This window comes from Weizmannia acidilactici, from assembly GCF_008974225.1.
GTDB lineage: Bacteria > Bacillota > Bacilli > Bacillales > Bacillaceae_C > Weizmannia > Weizmannia acidilactici.
On the sequence record NZ_BKZR01000068.1, the window covers coordinates 1 to 7,755 of the forward strand.

At 47.0% G+C, this 7,755-nt stretch carries 8 protein-coding genes; 3 read left to right on the forward strand and 5 right to left on the reverse strand.

The genetic code is table 11. The features are described 5' to 3' along the window. Positions 1–48 precede the first annotated feature (48 nt). Both GBH70_RS15815 and GBH70_RS15820 read right to left on the reverse strand, forming a co-directional pair. Complete coding sequence (locus GBH70_RS15815; RefSeq protein WP_151681930.1) at positions 49–567, reverse strand: tryptophan transporter; 519 nt, start codon at positions 565–567, stop codon at positions 49–51. Between the two features lie 177 nt (positions 568–744). Next, positions 745–1,164 (reverse strand): HIT family protein, encoded by a 420-nt coding sequence (locus GBH70_RS15820; RefSeq protein WP_302466616.1) that lies wholly within the window; start codon positions 1,162–1,164, stop codon positions 745–747. A 510-nt stretch (positions 1,165–1,674) separates the two neighbouring features. On the opposite strand from GBH70_RS15820, the gene GBH70_RS15825 reads away from it, so the two are divergent. The 3 genes from GBH70_RS15825 to GBH70_RS15835 are packed head-to-tail and all read left to right on the forward strand — an operon-like array spanning position 1,675 to position 4,375. Further along, positions 1,675–2,421, forward strand: coding sequence for an ABC transporter ATP-binding protein (locus tag GBH70_RS15825; protein ID WP_151681932.1), 747 nt, complete (start codon positions 1,675–1,677; stop codon positions 2,419–2,421). Then, positions 2,408–3,622 (forward strand): ABC transporter permease, encoded by a 1,215-nt coding sequence (locus GBH70_RS15830; RefSeq protein ID WP_151681933.1) that lies wholly within the window; start codon positions 2,408–2,410, stop codon positions 3,620–3,622. The genes GBH70_RS15825 and GBH70_RS15830 overlap by 14 nt, the downstream gene beginning before the upstream one ends. 24 nt (positions 3,623–3,646) lie before the next feature. Next, complete coding sequence (locus tag GBH70_RS15835; protein WP_151681934.1) at positions 3,647–4,375, forward strand: EcsC family protein; 729 nt, start codon at positions 3,647–3,649, stop codon at positions 4,373–4,375. Between the two features lie 17 nt (positions 4,376–4,392). On the opposite strand, the gene GBH70_RS15840 is transcribed toward GBH70_RS15835, so the two are convergent. The 3 genes from GBH70_RS15840 to GBH70_RS15850 all read right to left on the reverse strand — a co-directional run. Beyond that, positions 4,393–5,571 (reverse strand): M20 family metallopeptidase, encoded by a 1,179-nt coding sequence (locus GBH70_RS15840; protein WP_151681935.1) that lies wholly within the window; start codon positions 5,569–5,571, stop codon positions 4,393–4,395. 94 nt (positions 5,572–5,665) lie between these two features. Beyond that, positions 5,666–7,063: a hypothetical protein gene (locus GBH70_RS15845; protein WP_151681936.1), complete on the reverse strand. Its 1,398-nt coding sequence runs from the start codon at positions 7,061–7,063 to the stop codon at positions 5,666–5,668. A gap of 67 nt (positions 7,064–7,130) precedes the next feature. Then, on the reverse strand, positions 7,131–7,755 hold a 625-nt coding region (locus tag GBH70_RS15850; protein ID WP_151681937.1), incomplete at its 5' end, for an AraC family transcriptional regulator.

Genomic DNA, 7,755 nt, shown 5'->3' on the forward strand with positions numbered 1-7,755 from the left:
TCCAGTATAAAAAACCGCCGGAAAGACCGGCGGCCATTTTTCCACGCTTTACATGCTGTGTACGATATCTGTGCGTTTGACAACGGTAGAAACAATCGGATAAAGGATAAACATCACGACAGCGTTCAATGCGGCTGCAGGCAAAACGACAGTGCCGAACAAAATGGCGAAAGACCCCGGCAGCCCAACAAGGAAATAAGCCGAACCTAAAAATGCCGTTCCGGAAATAATCGTGCCAACAGCCGTCAAAACAACGAGTATCGGCAACCTTTTCGACAATTTGCCGGATGCAGCCAGCAAGCCGTAAAAAGCAAACGATGTGATCAGCTTATCAATCATGTTCGGGAAAAAACCGCCTGGAAAACTTGATGTTAATCCGGCAATGATCCCGGTCACGGCACCGAGCAAAAGAACATATTTTTTCTCTCTAAATAAAATAATGCCGATAAACATCATCGTGAGCATCATATCGGGCTTCATCCCGAACACGAAACCCGGTATCACTGTGTGCAAAACCGCACCAATCCCAACAAGCAATGCCAAGCTGACAAGCGATTTTGTTTTCATTTGCCTCATCTCTCCTCATCTCTTCTCGTCAATTGGCTTTCCCGGCGTGCCCTCATGGCCGGCGGCGAAAGATTACCATTATTATATCATGTTTCCGGAAGAGTTGTGAATGTTTTTCACAAATTCGCTGATTGTCTATCCCGTAAAAAAAATCCTGCAGTGTGGCAGGAGTTCATTTCATATTTTCTCTGCAATGGCGGAAGCAATTTGCTGGAGGTCTTCCTGGGAGTAATCTTTTTCATGTGTTTTCCAGACTGCCCCGAAGCCGTCGCCTTTCCCATATCTTGGAATGAGGTGCATATGGTAATGGAATACGGACTGGCCGGCAATCTCGCCGTTATTGTTCAATACATTGAGCCCATCCGGCTGAAATGCCGCTTTTAAAGCGTTGGCCACCAGCGGAACGGATTCAAAAAAATTACGGGCAATTTCCGGTGTCAGTTCGTAAATATTTTCTTTATGTTTTTTAGGGACAATGAGCGTATGGCCTTTTGTCACTTGGCTGATGTCAAGGAAAGCATACACATGCTCATTCTCATATACTTTTGCGCTTGGGATCTCACCGTTCACAATTTTACAAAAAATGCACATTCCCATCAACCTTTCCATTTTTTTGATTTCATTATAACGGATAGAAAGGTGAAAGGAAAGAAAACGGGACGGAATCCGTATTGGTCCGTCCCGCTTGCAGGGTTTTTTACAGGTATATTGCCGAAAAGCGCCTTTGATCAACCCATCATTTACGATGAAAGTGGTTGATAATGGGCTTTCTCAACTCTTTCCAACGCTATCATCCCCTTATCGGGTTAAAGTTTAAAGTGCTTTTGCCTTTAAACCATGATGATCTGCCGCAAACACCTTTCGATTTGAATGGGTGCCTGGAAATGGTTTACTGGCTTACCTTAAGCATTTCGTACCGGTCTTTGACAACCACCCCGATTTGCTTATTGATTTCCCCTGCATTTATAGAATGGGCAGAATTCCGGAATCTATGCATGCTGGAGCGAAAATTTTACGGGCGGAATTTCTGATTACATTCAGTCCGGCCGGCATTCATGGTACAATAACGGTACGGGTACAGAACTATGGACAAAAGGGGTTCTTGAAATGGCACTATTGGAAGTTCAATCATTAACGGGAGGCTATACAAAAAAGCCTGTCATACAAGATGTTTCATTTACGGTGGAAGCCGGCAAGCTGATCGGCTTAATCGGCTTGAACGGCGCAGGAAAAAGTACGACGATCAAGCATATTATCGGCCTGATGGAACCGAAAAAAGGCCAAATCACAATCAACGGGAAAACATTAAAATCGGATCCGGATGCTTACCGGAAACAGTTTTCATACATACCGGAAACCCCGATCCTGTACGACGAGCTGACATTGGAGGAACATTTGAAACTTACCGCAATGGCGTACGGTATCGATGAAAAAACATACGGTGAAAGAACGGAGACCTTGTTGAAGGAGTTCCGCCTGCATAAAAAACTCGGCTGGTTCCCGGCAAATTTTTCAAAAGGAATGAAGCAAAAGGTCATGATTATGTGCGCCTTTTTGGTTGAGCCAAGCCTGTATATCATTGACGAACCTTTTCTTGGTTTGGATCCGCTCGGCATCCGATCGCTGCTCAATTTAATGAATACGATGAAAAAAAAGGACGCAGGCATATTGATGTCTACGCATATTTTGGCAACGGCGGAACGGTATTGCGACGGATTTATCATTTTACATAACGGAAAGATCCGCGCAAAAGGGACGCTATCACAACTGCAGGAGCAATTCGGCATGCCTGGTGCGACATTGGATGATTTGTACATCCGGCTGACAAAGGATGATGAAGATGAACGGAATTGACCACCTTTGGAAAGAACGGTTTGCGTCGTATTTAAAAGAGCTCAGGCGCTACAGCCGGTATATTTTTAACGACCATCTTCTATTTGTGCTCATTTTCGGGCTTGGGGCCGCTGCTTTTTATTACAGCCGCTGGGTCCGGCATCTTGAACCCGATTTCCCCGCCGCACTTGTGATGGGCGTAGTGCTCGGGCTTGTTTTGGCGGCCAGCCCTGTCCATACTTTGCTAAAAGAAGCGGACCAAGTGTTCTTGATCCCGATGGAAATGCGGATGCGCCCCTTTTTCCGGAAGGCCATCCTGTTCAGCTTCAGCATCCAGGCGTATGTGTTGCTTTTTGCGCTTGCTGCCCTGATGCCGATGTATGCCAAAGTGACGGGTCGAGGATTCGGCAGTTTTTTCGGCCTGCTCGTGATGCTGTTCGTTTTAAAAATATGGAACCTGCTTTTGGTTTGGTACGTATTAAAACTGACGGATGCTTCCGTCCCTGTTTGGGATTGGATTGTCCGGTTTGCCTGCAGCGCCGCGTTTGTTTTTCTTGTTGTAAAATGCGCCCCTGTCTGGCTGGTCGGGATATTGGCTGCTGTGATGATCGTTTTGTTCGCATATTTTTACAGGCTGGCAAAAAACCGGACGCTGAGGTGGGATGTGCTGATCGAACGTGAACAGAGAAGAATGATGGGTTTTTACCGGTTTGCGAATTTGTTCACAGACGTGCCGGAACTGAAAGCGCAGGTAAAACGGTGCAAATGGCTTGATCCGCTCCTTGGCGGCATCCATTACGGGCAGGAACACGCTTACCAATATTTGTTTGCGCGGACATTCCTCCGAACAAGCCAATATTTCGGACTTTATGTGCGGCTGACGACAATCGGGGCGGTATTGCTGTTTTTCAGTCATGAACGTTTACTGGCGTTATCCCTTGCGGTTGTGTTTATATACTTGACCGCATTCCAAATGATTCCCATGATCGGCTACCATGATTTAAAAATTTGGCTTCGGCTTTATCCGGTCCACACTCGCTTAAAAAAAGCCTCTTTTCTCCGATTGCTGTCGGTTTGCCTGTATGTGCAGACGGTAGTGTTTGCGGCGGCTTCCGCTTTAAACGGCTTATGGATGAACGGGTTGCTCGTCCTCGCTGCAGGGGCCGTGTTTACGTGGTTGCTTATTGTCTGGTATGTTCCGGGAAAAATCCGGAAAACATGAAATACACAGTAAAGGAGTGGTTTCATGGAATATGAAAAGGAAGCCCGCCAGGAATTGGAAGAGTGGAGACGGAAAATCACGAAGCGTTCCGGGATATTGAGCCGGGCTGCAAAAGGTGCACAATTGAAAATCAACAATTGGATCCCGGATAAAGTGCAAGCCGTGATCACGGAAGGCATCAGGAAAATGGTGCAGGGCGCTTTATATAGTTCCGAATTTTTAACGAAAAGCGGTATGACCGCTCATTTGCCGCTCAAGGAAAAAGAAACACTGATCTGGGAAAAACTCGAACGTTATAAAAAACTGGCGTCCGCGGAAGGTGCGGGAACTGGGGCGGGTGGTTTTTTCCTCGGCTTGGCCGATTTTCCGCTGCTGTTGTCCATCAAGATGAAATTTTTGTTTGACACGGCTGCCATCCACGGGTTTGACACGGATACGCCGGAAGAACGCTCCTTTATTTTGCACGTCTTCCAGCTTGCGTTTTCAAGCGATGCACACCGGAAAAAGATGCTCGGGGTGGTTGAGAACTGGGAAAAGCATCCCGTCCTTCCTGAAGAAATTGATTGGAAAGTGCTGCAGCAAGAGTACCGTGACTATCTCGACTTTGTCAAAATGCTGCAGCTTGTGCCCGGCATCGGCGCTGCGGTCGGGGCGTACGCGAACTATAATTTGCTTCATCATCTCGGGGAAACGGCTTTGAACGCCTACCGGATCAGGTATTTTTCGGATAAAAAAAGAGCGCAGGCTTTTTGAACCGCCTGCTCCCTTTTTTACGCATTTTGATACTGGATGGCTGCAGTGCCCAATGTTTTTGCCGCAATCAACATTGCTTTTTCATTGATGTCAAAACGGGGATGGTGGTGCGGGTAAGCCGGGTCCGCTTTTTCCGGATCCGCCCCAGTGAAGAAAAAGGCCCCTTTTACATGCTGCAAATAATAGGCAAAATCTTCCCCAATCATGGACGCGTCAATTTCTTCGACTTTTTTTACTTCAGGAATTTGTTTCGCGCATTCCGCCAAAAATTCCGTCTCCGCATCGTGGTTTACAACCGGCGGGTAGCCGCGGAAATATTCGTAGTCGTATTTGCAATCGGCTGTCAGGCATGTTCCTTTGACGATCCGCTCAATTTCTTTTTCCACGCTGTCCCTTACTTCTTCGTCAAATGTCCGGACTGTCCCTGTGATTTTCGCCGTATCGGCAATGACATTGAATGCATCTCCGGATTCAAACGTACCAATTGTTAGTACGGCCGATTGGACCGGATTGATGCGCCGGCTGACAACTTGCTGGAGATTGGTGACAAGCTGCGCCCCGATTACGACGGCGTCTTTTGATAGATGCGGCTGCGCGCCGTGCCCGCCATGGCCATGGATCATGATTTCAAAACGATCGGCTGCTGCCATGAATGGCCCTTTTCGGTACTGGATATGTCCGGTCGGAGCCGTTGCCCATAAATGTGTGCCGAAAACCGCATCAACCCCGTCGAGGCAGCCGTCTTCGATCATTGCTTTCGCCCCGCCCGGCGCAAATTCTTCGGCATGCTGGTGAATGAATACAAACTCACCTTGCAGTTCATCTTTCAATTTGTGGATCGCTTTGGCAAGGATCAGAAGCGTCGCGGTGTGCCCGTCATGCCCGCATGCATGCATCACACCCGGCACTTGCGATTTATACGGTACGTCATTTTCTTCCTGGATCGGAAGTGCATCAAAATCGGCACGCAGTGCAATTGTTTTTCCGGGTTTGGCGCCTTTCACACGGGCGACGATGCCGTTTCCTCCGACATGCTCGCGCACCCCAATGCCTAGTTTTTTGTAAAAATCAGCAATATAGCGGGCCGTTTCCACTTCTTTAAAAGATAATTCCGGATGCATGTGGAGATATCTCCTTACTTCCACCATTTCCGGGTATAGGGCCTCAAGCTTTTTATGTAAATTTTCTAATGGCATCCAAACTCCCCCTAAGATAATGTTTTTACTATTATATCATGGATTTTTCCTTTTAAAAGAAAGCGGCGCAGGGGATGCGGCCGCTTTTTGGGGTTCAGATGAGGAAAATGGCAACAATGGTGGTCACAACAAGGCCGATGATGACCGGGATCAAATTGCGCCGCGCGAGTTCAAATGGATCGACGTTGCAGATCGCCGCCGCCGGGATCAGCGCCCACGGAATAATGGTTCCGCCGCCGACATAAATGGCGGCAACTTGCCCGAGTGCCGTCAAGGTTGCTGCGCCGGAGCCGATCGCATGGGAAAACAGATTTGCAATCGAACCGGCGAGTGAAATCCCTGAAAACCCGGATCCATCAAGGCCGGTAATGACGCCGACTCCAGCAACTGTTAATGCGCCGATTTTTTTTGAGATTGGCATAACTGCCGCCAGAGCGCCGCCGAGGTCATTGACAATACCTTGGGAAGCTTTCGGTAGTTCGGCACCTATCATCGTGTGGAAGCCATCCCCGCCAAGATAGAAAAATGCAGCAATCGGGATCACAGGTCCGAATACTTGGAAACCGAATTGCAGGCCATCGATCAAATATTTCGTAACGTTTTCCAGACCGTTTTTGTGGGAACCGGTAAGGGCGATCAAGAGCAAAATGATGATCGACGTGCCGCCGACCAGTGCCGTAGCCGCATCCCCCTGTAATTTGAAGACGGCCATTGCGGTGATGTCGAGAATAAATAACACCGGGATGAGTACGGCGAAAAAATTTCTGTAGGCGGGCTTGAGCCGGAATTCTTTGGTGCCGGATGAAGCGGAGGCGTGTGCTGCAGTTTGGATTGCGGCAGGAAGCACACCTTTTTTTATGTCGCGTTTTAACAGCATGAAGGCGGTAATGGTTGTGACGGCGCCCATGACGATGACTAATGGGATGCTTGCTTCGATAACGGATGATACCGGGAGCCCAGCGCCGTCCGCCGTTAGTTTCGGCGCGCCCTGGATGACGTAGTCGCCGGAAAGCGCGATGCCGTGGCCGAACAAGTTCATGGCAACAGCTGCGCCGATTGCCGGCAGCCCGACCCGCAATGCAACCGGCAGCAGCACGGCCCCCATAAGTGCAACAGCAGGGGAAGGCCAAAAGAAAGTTGAGATCACAAACATCAATAGCCCGATCACCCAGAAAGCGAGGTTTGGCCCTTTGATGAGTTTGGCAAACGGGGCGACCATCACATCATTGATGCCGGTATCAAGCAGGCTTTTGCTCATCGAAACGATAATCGATATAACAAGAATAATCGGCAGTAATTCTTTAATGGCAAACACAAAACTGGTGAAAACCCCGCTGACTGATGCGGAAAAAGAACCGGTCGCAATGAAAGCAATCACAAAAATTCCGGCAATGCAAATAATGGACGTATCCTTTTTCAACACCATCATGCGAATAATAAGAACAATAAAGGTTAAATACACCCAGTGAATAATCGTCAAATCAATGCCCATCTCCATACCTCCTTCTTTAATGCAAGGTATGCGGAGGCATAGGATAGGTGACTGTCCCGGATTGCAGTTATCCGTTTGATTTCTTTTTTGTTTCGCTAGGTAATTCCCGATAAGCATTCCTATATGCTCTGTAAAAATAAGTTTTATTTGTAAAACCAACTTCCTGGATAATACTGCTGATTGAATGATTGGTCGTTTCCAGCAACATTTTGGCACGATTGAGGCGTTGTTTTGTTACGAGCTCAGTGAAAGTTAATCCGGTTTTCTCTTTCACCAAATTACTTAAGTAATTTTTATTGTAGCCCAATTTCTCTGCCGCTTTCTTTAAGGTTATGTTTTTATAGTCCTTCTCAATAAGCTCGAGAAAGGCAATAATATTTTCATTACTTGGATAAGAGAGACGTGGATCAGAAAATTCAAGATTATAATTGCGAATCAATTCAGTAAAGAGAATTGGGAGATAAAGGCTGATTATTTCTCCCGAAAAATCTTTTGGGAAAAAGTACTCTAAAAAAATTTGATGAAGAATATGTTGAACATGCGGTATCTTTCCAACGTGAAAAATCAGGTAATTGTTCTGGTTTTGGACTCCGCTAAAAGAATTTAAAAGAAATTCGAATAATAAACTCCTGCTTTTTTTCACGCTATTTAACCATTTAATACTGATATTGCTATTTCTAAATAAGATATTA